This window comes from Stenotrophomonas sp. YJH_SMC_37, assembly GCF_059370035.1.
On sequence record NZ_JCAFTG010000003.1, the window covers coordinates 203,515 to 226,041 of the forward strand.

The 22,527-nt window shown below is 67.9% G+C and carries 9 protein-coding genes; all 9 read right to left on the minus strand.

Annotated elements, in window-relative coordinates; all coding sequences use genetic code 11:
• Nucleotides 1–223: 223 nt before the first annotated feature.
• The 9 genes from AC5P8J_RS05680 to gspG all read right to left on the minus strand — a co-directional run bounded on the left by AC5P8J_RS05680 (nt 224) and on the right by gspG (nt 22,480).
• Entirely contained in the window at nt 224–12,616 is a 12,393-nt protein-coding gene (locus tag AC5P8J_RS05680; RefSeq protein WP_494539921.1) for a filamentous hemagglutinin family protein, read from the minus strand.
• 206 nt (nt 12,617–12,822) lie between these two features.
• On the minus strand, nt 12,823–14,019 hold the full coding sequence (locus AC5P8J_RS05685; RefSeq protein WP_227853842.1) for a substrate-binding domain-containing protein: 1,197 nt from the start codon (nt 14,017–14,019) through the stop codon (nt 12,823–12,825).
• Between the two features lie 409 nt (nt 14,020–14,428).
• Nucleotides 14,429–15,628 carry a type II secretion system inner membrane protein GspF gene (gene gspF, locus AC5P8J_RS05690; protein ID WP_111098541.1) on the minus strand — a complete coding sequence of 400 codons (1,200 nt, stop codon included), beginning with the start codon at nt 15,626–15,628 and terminating at the stop codon, nt 14,429–14,431.
• Nucleotides 15,629–15,635: 7 nt separating this feature from the next.
• Nucleotides 15,636–17,069, minus strand: coding sequence for a type II secretion system ATPase GspE (gspE, locus tag AC5P8J_RS05695; RefSeq protein WP_021203912.1), 1,434 nt, complete (start codon nt 17,067–17,069; stop codon nt 15,636–15,638).
• Nucleotides 17,066–19,447: a type II secretion system secretin GspD gene (gene gspD, locus AC5P8J_RS05700; protein WP_021203913.1), complete on the minus strand. Its 2,382-nt coding sequence runs from the start codon at nt 19,445–19,447 to the stop codon at nt 17,066–17,068. The genes gspE and gspD overlap by 4 nt, the downstream gene beginning before the upstream one ends.
• Nucleotides 19,444–19,971, minus strand: a complete 528-nt coding sequence (locus AC5P8J_RS05705) for a type II secretion system protein M (protein WP_021203914.1) — start codon at nt 19,969–19,971, stop codon at nt 19,444–19,446. Before AC5P8J_RS05705 ends, gspD begins: the two co-directional genes overlap by 4 nt.
• Nucleotides 19,968–21,131, minus strand: a complete 1,164-nt coding sequence (gene gspL / locus AC5P8J_RS05710) for a type II secretion system protein GspL (protein WP_227853841.1) — start codon at nt 21,129–21,131, stop codon at nt 19,968–19,970. Before gspL ends, AC5P8J_RS05705 begins: the two co-directional genes overlap by 4 nt.
• Nucleotides 21,128–22,033, minus strand: coding sequence for a type II secretion system minor pseudopilin GspK (gene gspK, locus AC5P8J_RS05715; RefSeq protein WP_031270524.1), 906 nt, complete (start codon nt 22,031–22,033; stop codon nt 21,128–21,130). Before gspK ends, gspL begins: the two co-directional genes overlap by 4 nt.
• A 9-nt stretch (nt 22,034–22,042) precedes the next feature.
• Nucleotides 22,043–22,480 (minus strand): type II secretion system major pseudopilin GspG, encoded by a 438-nt coding sequence (gene gspG, locus AC5P8J_RS05720; RefSeq protein ID WP_005416799.1) that lies wholly within the window; start codon nt 22,478–22,480, stop codon nt 22,043–22,045.
• Nucleotides 22,481–22,527 lie beyond the last annotated feature (47 nt).

Sequence of the window (22,527 nt, forward strand, 5' to 3'; positions counted from 1 at the left end):
GATCCCCCCGCCTGCCGCCGGGCACTCTCCTGCACCCGGCGGCGTTGTGTCGGTGGTCCTCACCGCTGATGGCCGTTCCCTGCCCTCCGTGCCGTCCTGGCTGGGGCCGCCACCGCTCCTTGGCGGCTGGCCCGATGCTGTCCGTTCTTCCGGCCCGATCGCATCCACGCATGGCGTGGATCTACCTTGGTGCCGACCGTTGATCGGCACCGTTGCAAGAGGCCTACCGGCGCTGCGTGCCCTCGTCGCGACTTGCCTGCGGGAACTGGAAGGCACTGTTGGCGTCATAGCCAGCGTTGGCAGTATTGCCACGCGCCGGCGGGTTGATGCTGCTGGTGCCGCTGCCGAAACCGAGGATCTGCACGCTGATCACCGATGGCTGGTTGCGCCGCGCATCATCCTGGCTCTTGCGCATCACATCCTGTGCCGCCTGGCTGGCGCTGTTGGCTGCTGCACTGGCCGAGGCCAGCGCGTTGACGTTCACCGTGGCCAGCACGGGCAGGCCCTTGCTTTCACCCTGTACCTGGATGTTGGCGGCGTTGAGCACCTGCAGCGCGGCCAGGTTGATGTTGCCCGAGACGCGGATGCCAGCTTCGCCCGCATCGATGGTGCCCAGCGGCGCGATCAGGTCGACATCGCCCGGCCGCACTTCGGCAATGGGGTTCAACGTTGCGATGCCTGCACCACTGGCCGGGGCCTGCGGCGACAGGAGCACATTGCCCCAGCCGTCATAGACGCGGCGCGGTGGCGTGTACAACAAGGTGGTCTGCGAACCACGGCCGGCATTGATGTCACCCTGCTCCGACCAGGCCAGGATGTCACCGCCGAACGTTGTCATCACCCGCGACAGGCCCAGCAGCACGCTGTCCTGGCTGAACAGCCGGATGTCACCCTGCCCCTGGGTCACCAGCCCGGCACTGGCCGGCGGCACCACGCCCTGCACACCCACCACGATCTGTCCGCCCGGCGCCATCAGCTCGATGTTGCCGCCGGCTTCGGTACGCACGCCGGAGCTTCCGTACAACAGGATATCGCCGGTACGGTCGATGGCCGTTCCGGCAGCGTCCTTGTCCGGCATCAGCGTGGCGATGGCCTCGCGGCCGCGCAGGTAAGAACCAACGCGTGGCCCATTCCGATCATTGTACTCGCGCCCACCTTCACGCAGTTCGGCGTAGTAGACCTGGCGCAGGAAGATGCGCTGCTGTTCCTTCGGCAGCCGGTCGAATGCCGCCAGGGCCTCGGCGCCACCAACCGCCAGACCGAAGCGCTGCTGCAGCCACTCCCTCAACTCCTTGTCGTAGATCTTCACCGCCTTGCCCGGTTGCGCAGCCAACGACTGCGAGGGATCGGCGAGGTTGGCCGGATCCAGGTAGCGCGTGCGCAGTGCATCGAAATCAATGGCCTGATTGCCCGCCGTCAAGGCAATGCTTGCGCCCGGGCGCGTATCGCCCTGCACGATGCCGCCCAGGCTGACGATGCTTCCTGCCTCTTCCTGGCGCAGCTGGCGACCGGCGCTGACCTCGACATTGCCCGTGCCGGCCACCGTCAGATTGCTGCGGATGATGTCCCGGCCCGCCTCGATCCCGCTGATATCGGTTCCGCGGGTGTTGAGCGCGGTGACATCGGCGCTGATGACATCGCGGCCGGCGCGCAGCCGTACCGCCGAGCCCGCCTCAAACCAGTCAAATACGGTACGTCCGCCATTCTGGCCATTGCGCGAGAGCTGCCGCCTGCTGCCGCTGCCCAGCCCGATGATATCGCCGGCCACGGCATAGAACCGGCTGACCGCCGTCGGCGTAGCCGACAACGACGCACCAAGCGCGGTATTGGGACCGAACGCGAAATACGGCAGCACGGTGTCAGGGCTGGCGGCGTTCCCATCGACGGATACATTGCTGCGCACCGTTCCCGCGTTTCCGGGCCCCTGCGCGATGAAGCCGGGATCGAACGGACCAGGGATGCGGGCATCACTGCTGGAGCGCGCGATCTGTGTCGCTCGGTTGGCGGCCAGGATCGATCCTCCCGCCAGCACCTCCAGCCGTCCCGACGCCGAGGGCGCCAGCAGGATGACGTCCTGGGCATCAGGCACACTGCCGCTGCGCAGATTGGCGAGATTGATGTTGCCCGAGGCTGCAATGGCGGTGAACCGGGAGGGATACAACCAGTAGTTGAGATAGATGTCGCCATTGCTGGCGTTGATTTCGACCACCTCCCTGGCCTGATTGCTGCCGCTCGCATGCTGCGTGCCCACCAGGCCCGGCGACAGATTCCCGCCGGCGGAGAACAGGTCCAGCGCGGTGCGCGGCGTCCATAGCGAGAACCAGCTCGTGCCAGACGCGCGGCTGCCATCATCCAGCACGATCGTGTTGAAATTGGCCACGGGAACCCGGCCTGGATCGGCGGCACTACCCAGCACCACGTCGCCGCGCGCCTGCAACTGCGCGGTTGAGTCGCCCAGCACCAGCACCGGTCCGGCCATCGCAACCGGGCTGTCGGCCACCAGCGGATCCTTCAGGCCCAGTTGCCCATAGCTGGCCTGGACTGTACTGAGGCCACCAATGCGCGCAGCGTCGATGCGGGTATTGCCACGAACATTGGTCACCACGCCATTGACGTCCAGGTCCTGCTGATCCGATGTGCTGCCACGACTGCTGGCACGCAGGCCCGGATTCAGTGCACCCCCGCTGCGCAGGGCCATGTCACCACCGCCGGTGACATGCAACTGGCCATCGACCACGCGCCCGGTTGATCCGACCGCGACCGAAAGCGCACTCGAATGCGGCGAGATCTCGTATCCCAGCGCGTTGCCCATGCTGTCCAGCATGCCCATATGGCGGCCTGCGTCCAGGCTCAGATTGCCGCCCCCCAACGTCCCGAACCCGGTAAAGCCCACCAGGCGGGGGGTTGCATCCAGTTCGGGCCTCACCGTGCTGTAGGTTCCGAAATTGATCCACCAACTGGTCGGCGTCTGCACGACACCGCCGGTGGTGCCCGTTCCCTGCCGCCACAACCAGTTGCCCACCGCTGCGCTTGAGTGGCCAGCCTGGTCGCGCTGGACCGTGCCCGATTCCGCGCGGAAGCTCCATGTATCGCCGATGATGTCGCGCCCCGCCTCGATGCGCAGATTGCCGCCCTGGTCCGGATACCACGCCTGATAGCTGGCGAGGGCCGCGTCGTAGGCCCCGGAGGCCTGGGTCGAACCAAGCAGCAAGGTGTTCTCCGGCTTCGGCGCACGCGCCGCGTTGAAGCGCGGATCGCTGCCATCACCCAGATGGGTGGGCGTACCTGCGGTGTAGACACCGAAGCCGGATTTCATGCGCACGTCCTGCGCCGCCAGCAGCGCCAGGTCTCCCTTGCCGGTACGCAACACGCTCCAGGCCGGCGAGCCCAGGCGCTTGCCGTAGGTAGTGACTTCGGTAAGCGTGCCGCCGCCGTAGCAGTAACCGGTGACTGCACAGATATCTTCCTCGGACATGCCCATCTCGGCGCCAAGTTCCGACGCAGGCCTGCCGACCCAGGACTCGTCCCCCCACCACATCAGCGAACCCTCCTTGTCCACCAGGCGCGGCGCCGCGCCGCAGAACGGTCCCAGTTCACAGATGTCACCTTCGGCGACACCCAGCATTTCAGCCGCCTCCCGGGGCGACTTGCCGACCAGACTGTCGTCCCCCCACCAGAACAGCGAACCTTCCAGGTTGACGACACGATCGCCTTTCCATTCCGTCGTGGTGGTCACTGTACCGATGGTGCTGTAGTGGCTGTCGGCGAGCACGATGCTGCCGTCACTGCCCCAGCGACGCGTGCGCGGATCGGCAGACGCTGTATCTGCACCAGCCACCGCAGTCAGGTCCCATGACGTGGTCCCTTCGGGCAACATCGAGGCCAACGCCCAATTGCGCCCCTGTCGGCCGCTGGCGTCGGCCACCCGCAGCTTCACCGGAGCGTCGCCGGCCAGTTCCACCTTGGTCATCGAGGGGATGATGGCACCGGCGTGCAGATCCAGCGCGCCGGAGAGCCGCATCACCATCGGCAACGCCACTCCGGCAGGCCAGACCTGGGCCGCCACCGGTGCCGGACTGCGCAGGCGGAAGCCGGCGCCCAGCCGTGCGCCTGCCTGAAGGGTGAGCGCCTGGGCCAGCACGGTGCCTGCTGCCAGCACCTGGCCGCCATCGGTGGTCACCGCCGCCCCCAGCACACTGCCGGCGGGCAGCGTGAGCTCTGCGGAAAGTGTCATGGCCACCGGCAGCACCGTACCCGACGGCAATGTCAGCGCCTGGAACGGCAGGTCGTAATTCAGTGTCGCACCGGCGCGGAACTCAGTGCCGATCTGGAGCTTGACGCCCTCGCCGGGCACGATCAGATCGCCACCAAATGCGGTGTTCGGCGAGCCCGCGCTCCGCCCTTCCAACAGCACCCAGCCGTCCTCATCCGGGTTGGCAGGCGGCGGTGCGAAACCGTCGTTGATGCTGCCGTAGACGTTGATATCGCCCTCGGCGCGCAGCACGAGCGCGGCCGATTCACCGAAGCCACGGCGCGCTGGATCAGTCCGGTTCGACTGCGGTCCGTAGCGGTAGCCGGACAGATCGATATCACCGGCCACCACCAGGTCGCCACGCGGATTGTCACTGCTGCTCCGCGCCACCAGCTGCACGCCGGGACGCAGGCGGTAGCTGCCCAGGGCGGCGGTGCGCTGCTGCAATCCCGTATTGGCCAGCGCGGCGTTCATCCACAGGCTGTTGTCCGGGTCCACCACCGTATCCAGCCATTGCTGGTTGATCACCTGCGGACGATGGCCGTGCACGTCTGGAGCGCTGGCCAGCGGCGCCGAATCGTAGCTGCGGAAGGCGTTGACCTGGAGGTCGCCGGCGCCGGCAATACGGATGCCGCTGGCCACTTCGATTGCTGCATCGTTGCTGCCCACGCGGGGCACGTTGAGCTTGACGCTGCCGCGTGCGCGGCCGTCGTTCTGGCCCGGGCCGCTACCGGTCGCCACCGACGTACCGGCGCGCAGGTCCATCGAGGAAGCCGCACCCAGCTGCAGGCTGCCGTTGGCCGAGGTCAGTTCAATCATGGCCCGGTTCGGGCTGTCGATGATCTTGCCGTAGCTGTCCACGCGCAGGCCGCTGCCATGCGCGTCCAATGTGCCATCGATACGCAGCACGTCGCGGGCGGACAGGCGGATGCTGCCGACCTGTTCGCCACTGGCATCAACGCGGCCATTGACCTGCAGGCTGCCGCCATCGACGCTGATATCAACGTTTCGGGCCTTCACCTCATCGCCGATCACCAGGTCGCCTTCACTCAACTGGAAGGTCCGGCCACCGGTGATGCCACCGGCGGTAAGCCGAGCGTTCAGGCCGGAGAAGTCCTGCAACTGGCGTGCACGCACCACCAGCTCGCCACCGTCATAGGGCACTTCGGTTCCACCGGCATCGTAGCGACCGCTGGCGCCGCCCAGCAGGGTCCCGGCCAGATCGATACGGCCGCCCTGCGGGCCCAGCGCAGCAACGGTCAGGCGGCCGCCGCGGTTGTTGCGGGCGGAAAGATCGATACGCGACCCGGCGTCGGCAACGATGTCACCTTCGCGGCTCGTCAGCGCCACGTCGCCACCCCAGCTGTACTTGTCCACGTCGAACAGGCTGACCTTGCGGCCGGCCATGTCAAGCACCGCGTTGCTGCCAAGCGTCATGCCCTGGCGGGCATTGGCTTCGAACCGGCCGGACGCCAGCGCCACGCGGCTGTCGATGCCGATCCGTTCGGCCGTGATCGACAACTCTGCACCCAACGCATCGCTGCCCGTGGTCGCCGCAGCACCGCGCAGCTGCACCGTTCCTCCATTGCGGATGGCCAGCTGCGCACCCGCGTTGCCGGTCAGCAGCGGGGTGACGATATCCAGCGCGCCGCCATTCAACTGCCAGCCGCTGCCTGCCCCGTAGTCGCCCTGGCGCTGGAAGACGTCCAGGCTGCCCTTGCCGGAGAACAGCATGCGATCCGACGCCGCCAGCGTTACGCCGGCGAAGCCGAGCACCTGGCGATCTGCGGCCACCGTCGAGCTGGACCGGGTGAAGGGCGCACGCCCCAGCTCCAGCACCCGCGTATTGATCTCCAGCTGCCCTTGGCCAAGCCGGCCCACCATCGCCTCGCCGGCTGGTTGGGTCTGCTCACCGCCGGCCAATGCGGTGCCGGCCAGCGTACCGTCCCAGACCAGCGTATCGGCGTAGATGCGCGCGCGGTCGGTAGCGCTGCCGTAGCCGTGAATGGCAGGGGCACCCAGCACCAGACTGCGTAGACTGCTGCGGCCGGTCGCACTGTCACGCGTATCCAGGTCCACGCTGCCGAACACATTGATGGCATCGCGCGCGGTCAGGCTGAGCGCCTCCAGCGCCGGCGCGCCGGTGGCGGTGTTTCCGCGCAGTAATCGCTGCAGTACCTCCTGGTTCATGGTCATGCCGGCCGGCAGGCCACCAGCTGCCGCTGCCGTCGCAATGGCTTCGGCACTACCGAGGTTGAGGGCCGACATGCCCAGGCCGAGCTGGCGCGTGCCATAGCTCACTGCGTCGCCAATGTTCAAGGCGCCGTCGGTGACCACATTGATGCTGCCTGCCGACAGCAACCGGGTCTGGCCACTGCAGTCCACCTCGCATCCGCCGATGTCGATCGCCACCGGACCGGCGGCACTGCCGCCCTGCGCACTGAGCGCCGTCAAGCGCTGGTTGGACACGGCAAGCAGGCCGCCCGACACCAGATAGGGCGCCGTGGGCTGCGCCACGCGCGAGGGATCGGCTGCGGCCAAGGTATCGATCGAAGCGCCCTGCTCGACCAGGATCCCCTTGCCCCCGAACGCAGCCGACAGCAGCACTTCCTGCGCCGTCAGGGTGACGCCGTTGCGCACCACGATGTGCTGCGCGCTGCCCTCCAGCGAATACGTCGTCGCGTCACGTCGCAGCACGCCGCCGATCAGCATCGTTTCCGGGCGGAACGCATTGAGCGCCGAATCGAAGAGGGTGGCACCGCTTCCACTGCCGGCACTAACGCCCTGGGTGGCAATCTCCAGCATCGCCTCATTGGAAGCGAGCAGATTGACCGAAAGCGTGCCGCCCCGTCCGTCATTGCTGCCGGCGTTGAAGCGTGACACGCCCTGGAAGATCGCGGCTGGCACGCTCGAACGTCCGGCGCCATCACCCAGCACCAGGTTGAGGTTGCCGGCATCCGTTGGCCGCCAGCGCAGCGCTTCACCACGCCGCTCGGCCACGCCCTGTACGAACGCGCTGTAGGAGGTCTCGTTGTAGCTGGCATGGCGGCGCACCACATCCGCCGGCGTCAGCACCAGATCAGTGAGCAGCGATGAGACTCCACCCCCCAGGCTCTGCGCCTGGTGTCCACTGACGCGCCAGGAACCGGTGCCGGTCGCCACTGGCTGTCGGCTGCCGACGGCGCTTTCAGCCCCGACTTCGACGCGGAATGCGCCCTTCTGCAGTGCGTAGCTGGCCGGCAGCAGCGTGTAGGTTCCCGCCGGTAGGCCTGGAACCCCGGCAGGGATGACAATCTGCTGGCCAACGCGCGGATCGGCGCTGCCGTCAGCGAGCGCCTGCGGCGCCTGCGTGCCCGAGCGTCCCGGCATGATCGCGTAGACCGCATTGTCACTGCCGCTGAAGCGGTAGCGCGGGTTCGCATCCGCCAGCGCATGCCGCAGGACGTCCACCGAGCCACCCCGTCCGGCCACGAATGCAGCGCCGGACAGCTCGCCGCCGCCGGACATGTCCAGCACGCTGCCCGCCACGCCATTGAAGGCGTTGGCCACGATGTCGATACCGATCGGGATGTTGTTCGAGCCGGGGCCCAGCACATCGAAGTCGGCACCGTTGCGGCGCCAGCCAACACCATCCACGGTGCCGCCAAACGGCAGCTGCAGGCCCGCTCCGCTCACCGACGTCACACTGCCTGCAAGCAGGTCGACGCGGCCGGCGACATCGGCGTTGAACTTCCGGCCGCCGAGCTGCACATGGCCCCACGGCACCTGCACATTGCCGCCCTGCACCACCGTCGCCGCCACCAGCTCCAGGCTTCCGAACGCAGAATCCGGTGCCGGTTGCGCGCCGCCTGCAATGCCATGAATGCGCAGCACGGCGTCGGGGTTCTGCCAGAACGGCTCGCCTGAAGGTCCGATGTCGGGGACGCCGGCCACGATGCGTCCCTTGGCCCGGGCTGCCGGGTACAGGCGTGCGGCGCTGATGTCGATAGACCCCGGGCTTGCCAGCGTGGAGACCAGCGAACTGCTGGCGACCGGGGCCAGCAAGCGGATGTCACCGCGGCTGCGCAGCGCGACCTGATCAAAGCCCGCCAGCCAGGTCACATCGCGCAGGTCGATCAGATCGGCGCCCACCTCCAGGCGATGCTGCCGGCCGGCGTCGAGGGGCGCCTCCAGCGGGCGCAACGTGCCTTCGCCGGCCGGTTGCCACCAGCGGCCCTGCGCAAGGCGGACATACGGCGCGGCCAGTTGCAGGTGCCCGCCCTCGCTGCCACCCGGGACGAAGCCGAGGTAACGCTCGTTCGAGCCCTGGATGCGCAGGCTCTGGTCCATGCGCAGATTGACATCCCCCTGCGCACGGATGTCACCGAACAGGGCCAGATGATCGAAACCACCGGCCTCGATCTGCTCCACCGACAGTGCCGCATGGCCGTACTCAAGGCGTGCAGGCAGGTCCGCCGTCTGCGCGGCGTGCTGGGTCAGTGAGATCATCCGCGGTGCCAGCACGTCCTTGCCGTCTGCCGTCCTGCCGTAGGTGCCACCACCGAAGGCAACCCCCAGGGTGCCGCCGCGCGCGCCGTCGCCGCCGGCCGCTGCGTTCAGTTCACCCTGCAGGTACAGGGAATTGCCGCTGCGCAGCACGATGCTGCCGCCATCGCTGTCCACGCGGGTGCGCCCGCTGCCATCGATATCGAGCAGCGCCGACGCACCGGAGGCATCCAGGCGCGCCCCACGCTCCACCACCACGAAGGTATCGGGTGGCAGGTGGCGTACGTTGTCCTGGTCTTCCCAGTCCAGCGCGCCCCCGATCTCGATCGTTCCGCCCTTGCGCACCTGCCCGCGCAACGTCCCGCGCGCGTCGCGCAGCGAAACGGTATCGCCACTCACGTCCAGCAGCGCGCCATCGGCGATCGTCCACTGGCGCTCGCGGCGTGCATCACCACGTACACCGGATGGATCGAACGCCTCATCCAGGCGGATGCGGCCGCCGGCTGCCCTCAGATGACCGGCCACGCTCAGGTTGCCGGCGCTGGACAGTTCGATCGACTGGCCCGGGTCGACCTCGATCCTGGCCCCCTTGCCAACGCGCAGGTCGGCCGTGGACAGCAGATGCCCCGCGCGCAGTGTCAGGCTCGCGCCGCCACGCTGCGCCACGCGACCACTGCTCGGATCGGCTTCGTACAACGATGGCATCCAGGCCTGCACGCCCTGCTCGCGGACCAGAGCCTGTGCTGCGCCGTCGGCCAAGCGCAGCGCAGGTCGTTGCACCTGCAGCGGGGTGCCCTCTTCAACCGTCAAACCGTTGTGACCGGCGATGTCATAGCCGGCGAAGCCGCTGTTGAACAGCGCTGCCTGCAATCGCAGCGAGGCTGCCGATGCTTCCGTGCCAGGCACGCCGATGGACACCGCACCGCCGGTTGCCAATATGAAGTTGCCGCTGCCATTGCCGAGCGCGCTGAAGCGCGCGCCCTCGCCGAAGCCCAGCCGGCCGCTGCCGTCGGTGGCGACCTCGGTGCTGGCCGCGAGCAGACTGACGCTGCCGCCCTTGCCGACGCGCCCCTTGCCGTTGGCATCGATCGCACCGCCGGCATCAACCAGAATCGCTGCTGCCTGGCCCACGTCGATATCGTGGCTGCTGTTGAAGCGCACCTGCCCGCCGTCGATCCACGCCTGTGCGGGACCGCCCTCCGGCGCTGCAAGCGCGTTGCTCCAGCCACCGCCAAGATCGATCCGCGCGCCGGCCGCGACATCCACCGCACCACGTCCGGACGTCAGCAATGCCGTGGGCCCGCCAAGCGCCGCAAGCAGATTTCCGGCTTCCACCTGCCCGCCGGCAATCTGCACCGTTCCACCGAAGCTGACGCGGCTTGCGGTGAGCCCAAGCCGGCCGCCCTCCTGCAACCTGAGCGTGCCATCGAGGTCGATACGGCCGGCCGAAGCGAGGTCCACCTGCCCCCATCGCTGGGCGCTCAGCACCTCACTGTCCAACCACACGGTATTGCGCTGTGCTTCCCCGACCGGCGCCTGCAGCGTCCACGGCCGGGGATCGGCCTTGAGCGCTCCAATGCGGACATTCGAGTCGAACACCGCGCTGCGCCCGCTGTTGTCAAAACGCCCGAGCCACAGCTGGGCGTTGCGGGCCACCGCCGTCTGTGCCTGCGCATAGCCCTCCTGCCCCTGATCGGGCCGGCGCGTCTGCTGTGCGCCCTGGAAGGCCAACGTATCCACCTGGCCCTCCAGGACGGCCGTGGGCGCCGAGATCAACAGGCGGCCAGCATCGCGTCCCACGGTGTAGCCATTGTCGAAGCGCTGGCCCGGGGCAACCAGCGGATTGCGGAACGATTCGGTCACCCCCCAACGTTCCTGCTTCACTTCATAGCCCTGGTACAGGCCCTCGTACAGCATCTCCGCCGGCGCGTCGTCAAGGCGGTACAACTGGCCATCGCGGCCACGCAGCCAGCTCTGCTGCACCACGCCGGACTGCACATCCAGGCTGCCACCGGCCAGATTGATGTGCGAACCGGCGTGGCTGACGACTTCCTTGCCTGCCAACTGGACGGTGCCGCCCTGCGCTGCCCATTCGCTGATCGAATGCCCCTGATTGTCCAGATAGCCACCCACTTCCAGCAGGCCGCCGCCGGCATACCAGCGCGTGCCTTCATAGCCACCGGTACCGGCGGCAACTTCGGTCAACTGGCGGCGGTCGATCCACACCTCGCTGCTGATCAGCTTGCCGCTGTCACGATTGTCCGGCGAGTCGCGCAGCTCGTTGCCCTGCACCTTCACCTTGACGTTGTTGCTTTCCATCGCCACCTGCACACCCACCGCACCGGAGACGTCCACGCGCGCGCCATCATCCAGATAGCTGCGCCGGCTGGCGTCGGCGATCACCTGGCCGCCGGTGGCCACTGCCAGCGAGCCGGCCTGGAAGTTCACATCGCCGCCGGACACGACTTCGATGCGCGATTGCTCGCGGCGGTCCTGCAGGCGCGAGAGATTATCGAAGGTGCCACTGTTGCTGGAACCACGCAGCTTGTCCTGCTCGGCCGATTCCTTGATGAGCGCGTTGCGCTGGCTGTCCAGCGCCGTGCTCTTGCCATCGTCCTCCAGCAGTACTGCCGTGGTCGAGCCGGCGGCCAGAGTCACGCTGCCGGCCGCATCGGACGCCGAGTTCAACAGGTGCACCGTACCGCGCTGGTTCAACGTGGTGGTAGCAACGGCCACTCCAGCCTGCTCGACGGTGCGGCCGGCCAGCGTGACATCGCCTTCGCGCGCCTGGATCAGACCACTGTTGCGAACACTGCCCGCCGTGCTGTCAGCGACGAAGCGCGGGGCAATCTCATTGCCGCGGGTGGTGGACGCGGTGTTCTGGGCGGTTCCCACGCCGCGACGGATCACGAAACTGTCACCGGCGGCCAGCTGGGCCTGTCCCTTGCGGGTTTCAATCTGGCCCGCGTTTTCCACGCTGTGGCCAGCCAGCAGCACATGACCGCCGCCCCGTGTAGCCGTGGTCGGTTCGTGCGTGGTGATGCGCGCACCGCGTTCGACCATGACCTTGCCCACGGCGTCGGTCAGCGCCGAGGTGTTCGCGTCGGCAGTGTACAGGCCCTGCTCGCGGAACTGCGCATCGCTGATGCGCGCCGCCGCCGCGACCAGATTGCGGACATTGACCTGGCTGTTGTTGCCGAATACCACACCGTTGCGGTTGGCCACGAACACCGTGCCATCGGCCTTCAGCTGGCCGAGAATCTGGCTGGGTCTTGCAGCGGGATCATTGACCCGGTTCAACACGGCCCAGTCGGGGTTCTGCAGGAAGTTCAGCGTGGTGTTGCCACCAATGTTGAAGGTCTCCCAGTTCAGGATCGCCTGGTCGGCGGTCTGCTCGATGTTGACCAGCACCCGCCCCTCGGCGGTCTGCGACTGGATGGCCTCACGGGCGTTGATCCAGCCTCGGGTCAGCGGATTCTCGTCGACCTTCAGGCCATCCTTGCCCAGGCCATCGGCCACTACGAAACCCGCCTCGCGGCGCGCCTGCCGTGCCTGCTCCTGCAGGCGCTGCTGCAGGGCGATGGCCTGCGCGGCCGTGCCGAGGTTGTCGATCGACTGCTGCAGCTTCTGCCGTGCCGCATCCTGCTGCTGCGCGGGCAGCTGGAACTGGATCGGCACGCCGTTGGGCATGCGCCCGCTCTGTGCCGCCGCGCCCTGCGCCGCACCGCGCTCGGCGAACCAGCCGGGGCTGAACGCCTGTTGGGCCTGAGTGGCCGGAGCCACTACGCTGCCCAGGGCCACTGCGACGGCCCAGGCCATCGGGTGGCTGCGCCACAGGGCAGCAGGGAAACGGGCGGTGGTCGAATGCGGGTGGGACATCGGGGACCTCGTCAACCTGATGGGCCGCGTCGGCCGCGGCGTGTGTACGGATGGGCCTGCGCCAGGCACGCCCTGCACCTCATAGACGGTGGCGACGGCGTGAAGGCGACAGGCGCATCACTGTCATGCAGCGGACATACGCAGAAGGCGCCGGCATTGCTGCCGGCGCCCTTGTGCATTTCCTGCAACTACAGAAGCAATGGCAGTTACAGCGGACGACCGATGCCCGAGCAGGTGCTCGGATTGTTCACCGCACCGGCATTGCTGGCGGTGGCGAAGCGGGTACGGACCGCATCACGCCAGGTCTTGGTCAGCGGAATGAACTTGTGCGCGCGGATCGCGTCGTCGTTCGGACCCTTCTCGACGCCGCTGGCATCGACGACACTGCCGTAGTGACGTGCCAGGAAGGCACGCACGTTGGCGCCCACAGTGCCATTCTTGTAGCACTGGCCGAACACGAAGTTGGTGTACCCGGCAATCGGATAGCCCGCGTTCGGGTTGCCGAACACCGGCACCCAGTTCGCCGGGTTCTCGGCGGCGGCACCGGTCGGCGGCGCAGCGGTTTCCAGCGTGGCCTGCACACTCACTTCATCCGGCGAGAAGCCCTTGACCTTGGCGATCTTGGTGGCATCGGTCAGGCTCGGGATCACGTCCGGACCGACATAGCCGACGCGGCCGTCAACGGCATAGACGGCGTTGTACAGCGCGGTGCCACCGGTGGCCGGGGCAGCGATGAAGTTCGACGGCAAGCTGGTGAACAGGTTGGCGAAGGTCGACTGCACCGAGAATGCCGGCACGCCGTTGGTCAGCTTCAGGTTGGTACCCGACACGTCAGCCGGCTGGCAGGCGCTGGTCAGGAAGCGGGTCAGCAGTTCGCTGGTGCCGCTGCTTTCGCCGCGGTAGACGACCTGGATGGCGCCGGTACGGCCCAGGCCCGCCAGCTGGCTCCAGTTGTTGATCTTGCCGGAGAAGATGCCGCAGATCTGGGTGACCGACAGGTCAACCGCCGAACCAGCCTTGTTGAACGGAATGGTGACCGAGGTGGCCACCGACGGGATCTGCACCAGAGCACCATAGCGGTTGGCGTCGCCGGACACGTTGTAGGTGCTGTTGTAGGTGCTCAGCTCGGTGCTGTTCAGCACCGAATCGCTACCGGCGAAGTGCACGGTACCGGTGGTGGAGAACAGCGCCGAATTGTTTTCCAGGAAGGCCTTCTTGCCGGTGCCCGAACCGGTCACGGCATAGCTGAAGTTGGCCGGCAGGATGCTGTCGGCCTGGCCCTTGTACAGGTCGGCCGGCAGCGAAGCGCCGCCGCCGGTGACGGCGGTCTGGGCCGAAGCGGCACCAGCAGCGGCCAGCAGCGCGGTAGCAACCAGCGCGGCCAGGGTCTTGTACTTGTTCATGATCTTCTCCTGAAGGGTTTACTGCGAAGGGAAACGCCAAGGGAGGAACGGTCACTACACGCCTGCTGCCGCCGAGGGCCTCCCAGCCCACTCTGCGGCGACGTGTCCATGCTGGTCCGCACCGATGACAGGCCGCTTAAGAAACCTGTGGAAGATCGAAAAAAGGTGTGGAGGATTGTGTGGAGAATCGGCCCATGCCACATTCCAACGACGCCGTCCGATCGACTGGATGGGATCGATTCGATGGAATCGACTGGATCGAATCGATTTGATGGGATCGGCTGGATCGAATCGACTGGGTAGAGTCGACTGTTAGTCGACTGCTCTTCACACGCAGCAGCAGTACGAAGCACGCGCGCTGCGCGCTAGTCGACTAACAGTCGACTCTACCTGTGATGCGCTTTGCGCATCACTGCACCAGCTGGTTCATTTCCATGATCGGCATCAGCACCGCCAGCACGATCGTCAGCACCACGCCGCCCATCACCAGGATCATGGTCGGCTCCAGCAGGGCGGTCAGCGCCATCGCGCGACGTTCGATCTCGCGTGAGATGGTCTGCGCGGCGCGATCCAGCAGCGGCGCCAGCGAACCGGTCTTCTCGCCACTGGCCACCAGATGCACCAGGATCGGCGGATATACCTTCTGTACCTTCAACGCAGCACCCAGCGCAGCGCCTTCGCGTACGCGCGCGGACACGTCATCGGCACAACGCGCCAGCAACGCATTGCCCAGTGTCTGCCGGGCAGCTTCCAACGCGCGCAGCAGCGGCACGCCGGCATCCAGCAGGATCGCCAGTGTCGAGGCGAAGCGCGCACTGTTCACACCCAGCACGAAACGCCCGACCATCGGCAGCCGCAGCAGCATCGCGTCCCAGCGCAGGCGCAGCTCGGGCCGGCGCAGCGCCAGTCGCCATGCCACCACCAGCGCAGCGATGCCCAGCCCCGCCCACACGCCCCAACTGCGCACGAAAGCACTGGCCGCCAGCATCACCTGGGTCAGCATCGGCAGCGTCTGCCGCGCCTGCACGAACGCGGTCACCACCTGCGGCACCACGTAGCTGAGCAGGAAGATGACGATCGCCACCGACACCAGGCTGATCGCCGCCGGGTAGATGAAGGCGGTCAGCACCTTGGCCTGCAGCGCGTTGCGCTCTTCGATGTAGTCGGCCAGGCGCTCCATCACTCGCGCGAGGTCGCCGGAGTCTTCACCCGCCCCCACCAGGGCCCGATAGATCGGCGGGAAATCGCGAGGCCGCGCGGCGAGTGCCACGGTCAGGCGCTGGCCAGCACGTACATCCGCACGCACGGCAGTAAGCGCCTGCGCTACGTGCGGGCGCTCGGCCTGCTCGATCACCGCACTCAAGGCACCTTCCAACGGCAGGCTGGCGGCCAGCAGGCTGGCCAGCTGGCGCGTGGCCCAGGCCAGCTCACTGGCTGACAACCGGCGAGCACCCCAGCCACTGCCGGCACTGCGCGCCGCACTGACCTGCACAGGCGTCAGCCCACGCCCGCGCAGCAGCTGACGCGCACCGCGCGGGCTGTCGGCGTCCAGCTGGCCTTTCTCGATGCGGCCCTGCGCGTTGGCGGCCTGATAATCGAACAGTGCCATCGTCGTCTCAGTCGTCGCCGGTGACGCGCAGGATTTCTTCCAGCGTGGTCACCCCGCTGTCGACCCAGCGCTGGCCGTCCTGCCGCAACGTGCGCATGCCGGCGCGCCGCGCGGCCTCGCGCAGCGCGGGCTCGCCCTGCCCTTCATGGATCAATGCGCGCACGCGGTCATCGACCACGAACAGTTCATGGATGCCGGTGCGTCCCCGATAGCCGCTGTTGGCACAGGCCGCACAGCCCACCGCGCGCCACACGGTTCGGCCTTCGCCATCCACCTCGGCACGCCGGCACTGCGTGCACAGCCGGCGCACCAGCCGCTGCGCCAGTACGCCGCGCAGCGACGAAGCCAGCAGGAACGGCTCCACGCCCATGTCGGCCAGGCGGGTCACCGCCGAGATCGCATCGTTGGTGTGCAGCGAGGCCAGCACCCCATGCCCGGTCAGTGACGACTGCACCGCGATCTGTGCGGTTTCCAGGTCGCGTATCTCACCGATCATGATCGAGTCCGGATCCTGGCGCAGGATCGCGCGCAGCGCGGTGCCAAAGCTCATGCCGATGCGCGCGTTGACCTGGATCTGGCCGATGCCTGCAAAGTCGTACTCCACTGGGTCTTCCACGGTGAGGATGTTGCTGGTGCTGCTGTCAAGCTGGCCCAGCGCGGCGTACAGCGACGTGGTCTTGCCGCTGCCGGTCGGCCCGGTCACCAGCACGATCCCGTGCGGCTGCCGGATCAGCCCGGTGAATGTGGCCAAGGTGTCATCGGCCATGCCCAGGCGCTGCAGCTGCAGGCGGCCGGCATCCTTTTCCAGCAATCGCAGCACGGCGCGCTCGCCGTGCCCGGTCGGTACAGTGGAAACACGGATGTCCAGCGGCCGCCCGCCCACGCGGATCGCAATGCGCCCATCCTGTGGCAACCGCTTCTCGGCGATGTCCAGGTGGGCCATGATCTTGATGCGCGACACCAGCGCTGCATGCAGTGCGCGCCGTGGCTGCACCATGTCGCGCAGCGTGCCGTCCACCCGGTAGCGCACCACCGAATGGGTCTCGAACGGCTCGATATGCAGATCGCTGGCACCGTCGCGTGCAGCCTGTGCCAGCAACGCATTGATCATGCGGATCACCGGCGCATCGTCCTGCGCATCCAGCAGGTCGGTGACCTCCGGCATGTCCTGCATCAACCGGTCCAGATCGACTTCACTCTCGACGGCCCCCACCACGGCAGCGGCATCGCCGCCGTCACGGTACTGCTCGCCCAAGTGCTGCTGCCAGGCTGCCGCATCCAGCATCTGGAACGGAAGCGGGCCATGCCGCCGGCGCAGCTCGGCCACAGCCCACGCTGCGGTGTCGGCGGTGCCCAGCAACACGGGCTCGCCGCCAACTTCGGACAGCATTACGCCATGGCTGCGCACCCAGGCGTACGCCAGCGGCGCGGAAGCGCTCACGGCCCGATCACCAGTTCCGGCGTGTAGCCCAGCCCGCGCAGCTGCTGCAGCGCAGGGTCCAGCGTCGCCGGATCGCGCGGCAATCGCACGCGCAGGCGTTGCCCGCTCTCGCCGGGCGTCGCTTCAGCATAGGCCTGCAGGCCCAGTGCCCGCACCTGCGCCACGCCCTGGCTGGCACGCGCCGGGTCCAGCCCCTGCGCGAACTGCACCAGCTGCGCATCGCCGTCACCGGACGGATACAACGCGGCCAGGCTGGTGTTCTGCAACGGCTGGCCCCGGCCATCGCGCGCATTGCCCTGGCCGAGTACAGACAGGTCCTGCGGTGGCAGCTGCGGTGCCGACAGCGCCGGCAAGGCCCAGCTCTGTACTGGCTGCGCGCCCGCCTGCGCGTTGCGCATGTAGTCGTAGCGGTCGCGGGTCAGGCGCTGGCCGGCGGCCGGGTCACGCACCACGTGCGGGCGCAGGAACACCATCAGGTTGGTCTTGGCGCGCTTGCGCGTGTCGCTGCGGAACAAGGCGCCCAGCACCGGGATCTTTCCCAGCCCCGGCACCGCATCACGGCCATGGCTGACGCTGTCTTCCAGCAGGCCACCCAGCACCATGATCTGGCCATCGTCCAGCAGCACGCTGGTATCCAGGGCGCGCTTGTTGGTGATGATGCCGGCCGTGCTGTTCGCGCTCTGCGCGTCGATGCTGCTGACTTCCTGGTAGATGTCCAGCTTCACCGTGCCGCCTTCGGAAATCTGCGGGCGCACGCGCAGCTTCAGGCCCACGTCCTCGCGCACGATGGTCTGGAACGGGTTGTTGCTGCCGCCGCCACCGTCGGTCACGTAGCGCCCGCTGACAAACGGCACGGTCTGGCCGACCATGATGCTGGCCGCTTCGTTGTCCAGCGTCATCAGGTTCGGCGTGGACAGGATGTTGGCGCCGCCCTTGCTCTGCAGTGCGTTGGCCAGCGCTTTCATGTTGAGGATCTGGCCGACACCTGGAAGGTTGATGGTGCCGTCGATCACGCCGATCTTCAGGCCATCCCGGGGAAGCACGTCCAGCGTGGTGCGGGCACCGGTATTGAGCCCACTGCCGCCGGTGGCGCCACCGAAGTGGGTGCCACCAAAGGTGCGTCCATTGCCCAGCATCCACTGCACGCCCAGCTCGGCCGCATCGGTCTGGTTGACCTCCACGATCAGGCTCTCGACCAGCACCTGTGCACGGCGCTGGTCGAGCTGGTCGATCACCCGTCGCAGGTTGCGGTACACCGGCTCCGGCGCCGAGATCAGCAGCGTGTTGGTGGCCACGTCCGCCTGCACCGAGATGCCGTTCTGGCTGAAGCCGGTGCTTCCCGCATCGATCGGGTCACGCCGGCTCGGGTCCAGCCGCTGCGATTCCAGCGCATTGCTTCCGGTCTTGGCCTGCTGCGGTTGCGACGGCTGCGCCGGTGCGGAACGGCTTGCATCGCCAGGCAGTGGCGTGATGCCTTCATTGCTGCCCACTGCCGGCGCATCGCTCTGCCCCGCAACCACGCCGCGCAGCACGCCGGCGAGCTGATTGGCCTGGGCATTGCGCAGGTAGACCACATGCAGGTTGCCGGACTCGTCCTGGGCGCGGTCCAGCTTCTCCACCAGCTGCCGCGCCAGACGGGTGCGGCCGGGGCTGCTGGAACGCAGCAGCACGCTGTTGCTGCGCGGGTCGGCCATCACCACCACCTTCTGGCCCGGCTCGGCACCCTGCGCATCCAGCAGCGGTGCGACCATTGCCGCCACGTCCACCGCAATGCCCTGCTGCAGCTTCACCACATCGGTGTCCATGCCGGCGGGCGTGTCGACGCTGGCGATCACCCGCGCGATGCGATCCAGGTTGTCGGCGTAGTCGGTGATCACCAGGGTGTTGTTGCCTGGATTGGCGGTGATCGGGTTGTCCGGGCTGATCATCGGCCGCAGCACAGCCACCAGCGCCGCCGCATTCTCATAGCGCAGCGCAAAGGTGCGCGTGGCGATCTCGCCCCCTGCACCACCGCTGCCCACCCGTCCACCGAGCAACTTGGCATCGGCCTGCGGCACCACCCGGCTGACGCCGCCGTTCTCGACCACGGCGAAGCCACGCATGCGCAATGCGCCCAGCAGCAACTGGTAGGCCTGGGTACGGCTGACCGGGCCATCGGAAACCACCGTCATCTTGCCGGTCACGCGTGGGTCGACCAGGAACTGGCGCCCGGTGAAGCGCGCCGCCATGCGCAGCACGCCGCCGATGTCGGTGTCGACCAGGTTCAACTGCACCGGCTCATCGCGGGTGTCCTGCGCCAGCACGGGTGCCGGCGCGTGGCCCATGCACACGATCAGTGCCAATGCGGCACTGCAGGCAAGGCTGCGCATCGCCCTCATGGATGGGCACCCGCAGTTGCCACCATCACGATGTGTCCTGAAATCCGTGCCGCCGGCATGTTCGCATCCCCTGTGCGTGTCAATTGCAGCTGCTGCAACTCGATGGCCGGGTCGGCCAGCAGCGGCAGCAGCCAGTTCCATAGCGCATCGGCGGGTACGGCCCGTACCTGCAGGTGCCAGCGCCCGTCGCGCGCTTCGATGTGCAGGCCGTCGGCCAGACCGGCAGCCTTGATCTGGTCACGCAGCCCGGCCAGGGTCGGATGCTGGCCCTGCGCCAGCTGCTGGCGCTCACGCGCGCGCAGCAGCGGCGCCAGTGCGCGGGACTGCGCCTGCAGCCGTGGCAGTTCGGCCTGCCAGTGCGTGCGCTGCTTCAGCAGGGGCTCCAGCCATAACGACCACAGGCCCGCTACCAGCAGCGCCACCACCATCACCCACAGCATCAGCCGGTCGCGCGGTGGCAGGCGTTGCCAGCGCTGCTGCAGGCCCACCAGCCCCTGGCCCAGCCGCAGGGTTCGGGTCGTCACTGTCCCGCTCCGCTCACCCGCAGGCGTCCACCGGTATCGCGCGCCAGCTGCAGTCCCTGCGCCTGCATCGCTTGCTGCCAGCGCTCAAGCCGCTGTGGATCGTCGGCCAATGCCTGGGCACCGGCGTCCAGCTCCAGGTACACCTGCCCGGGTTGGTAGTGCAGGCTGTGCACCTGACCCGCCAGCTCCGGAACCGCGTGCAGCGTGCTGGCGACCTGACGTTGCAGCGCCGGCAACGGCGGCGTCGGCGGTGGAACCGCAAGCGCTCGCCTTGCCTGCAACACCGGGTCCACCACATCGGTGACCTCCGGAAAGCGTGCGCTGAACTGCCGTGCCATGCCCTGCTGCAGCGCCTCACCCTCGATCCGCCAACGCGAGACCTGCCACTGCAGGCCAAGTGCAGCCAGCAGCACCGCCGCCAGTGCCAGGCCGATCGCCAGTCGCGGCGCTTGACGGCCTGCGCCGGGCAGCGGCAATGACCAACCCGGCAACGGACCACAGGCCTGCTGTTCATGCGCAACGGCGCTGGCCGGCAGGCTGTCCGGCCACGCCGGCGGTACGCTGTCGATCCATTGCACGGCCCGCACCCCGGCCTGTTGCAGGCGGGTGGCCAACGCCTGCATCACCGCGGACGCGTCACGTCCGCCATACCATTGGACAAGTCCCCGATCGCGCCCGCTGCGCACCAGCAGATGCTCGCCGCTGACCTGCAGCGTGGCGTGGCCGCGCTGCCAAGGCAGCAGCAGTGGCGTCGGATACAACGCCTGCAGCTGCAGCGCACACGAGGCCAGCAGCTGCTGCACCTGCGCGATGGCCTGCTGACCGAGCCAGGCCACCGGAACCGTACCGTCTGCCGCCTGCGGACCGTGGGCCAGCGCCACGTCCTGCAGGTCATCCAGCAGCATGGCCTCCACCTCGCCCTGCAACGCCGCCTGCAGGCGGCGCCCGGACAGCGGTGGCAGCTGCAGTTCCAGCAGGATCAGGTCGTTCGGGTCAAGGCAGGCATGCACTGTGGCCCGCGGATGCCGCAGACCCAGCGCGGCCAGCGTGTCGCGGCCGTGTGCCACTACCTCGTCCTTGTGCAGCTGCGCCCAGTCCACCGCGCTGTCGGCGCGCAGGTGCGCCAACGGCGGCAGGCGCACCCGAAGCTGCACCGTCATGCGCCGATCCTCGTCCACACCCGTTGTACACGTACCCCGTCGTCGCGGTACTCACGCCAGAGCAGCGCGCGAAAATCAACCGCGCTGCCGTCAGCCTGCACCCGGCCCACGGCCAGGAACCACTCGCTATGGATACCCAGCGGAAGCACGGCCATCTGTTCGTTGCTCAGTTGGAGTCGGTTGGCGATGTCACCGCGGTTGAGCAGCCAGTGGCCAGCGTCGCGCTCAGCGAGCAGCGCCTGCAGCCTTGCCGGTTCCACCGCAGGCGCGACCGCCTGCAGGACGCTCAGGTCGCAGGTGTTGGCGTTGACCAGGGTCTGCGCCGGCAACACCACGGTGCGCCGCGCCAGCGCCTGCAACGCCACCGGGTCAGCGCCGACCAGCGCCTGTTCGATCAGTGATTCGCGCGGCAGCGGTGCCTGCGCCTGCACATCGCCGTCGCGCAGGCGCGCCTGGATGTGGTCCACCGCGGATGCGCAGGTGCCCTGGCCCAGCCCCTGCCCGGCGCACAACGCGACGAACGCGCCCCGCGCCTCGGGGTCCGGCCTGCCCTGTGCCAGCAGGTTGCGCAGGTTGAACATCGACTGCGCATCGACCAGTTGCAGCTGCACCGGCAATGGCGCCTGCAATTCCAACGGGCGCGCCCAGCGCCCGCTGCGCACCGTGGTCAGCTGTTCCTTGACATCCTCACGCAGCTGCTGCGCCGCACGCTCCAGCGTCGCATCCACCGCCATGCGTACCTGTGCGCGCAACTGGTCGCCGCGCAGCGCGCGCAGCTGCGCCGACTGCCGGGTCAGCAGCGCAGTGGCAATCACGGCCACCAATGCCACCACCAGCAAGGCCACGATCACCGCCACGCCACGCTGGTGGATGCATGAAATCGAACGCGTCCGGGCTGCCATCAGCACGCCTCACAGCTGCCAGGAGCCGATGTCTGCGTTCCCGGCGTCGCCACCGGGCTTGCTGTCCGCACCCAGCGAGAACACATCGATGTCGCCATGAGTGCCTGGAACCTGGTACTGGTACGGATGGCCCCACGGATCATTCGGCAGGCGATCCAGATACGGCGTCACCGGCAACGCACCGCTGCCCTGCGGCGGCTTCACCAGCGCCTGCAGGCCCTGTTCGGCACTGGGATAGCGCCCATTGTCCAGCTTGAACAACTTCAGCGCCTGCATCAGCGCCGCGATGTCCTGGCGCGCCGCCACCACACGCGCCTGGTCCGGACGGTCCATCAACCGCGGCACGATCAGCGCGGCAAGGATGCCGATGATCACCACCACCACCATGATCTCGATCAGGCTGAAGCCCTGCTGCCGAGCCCTGCGACCACCTGCCTGCCTTGCCATTGTTCCGCCCTCGTCATCCTGGAAGAGACCGCTGCACCATGGTCAGC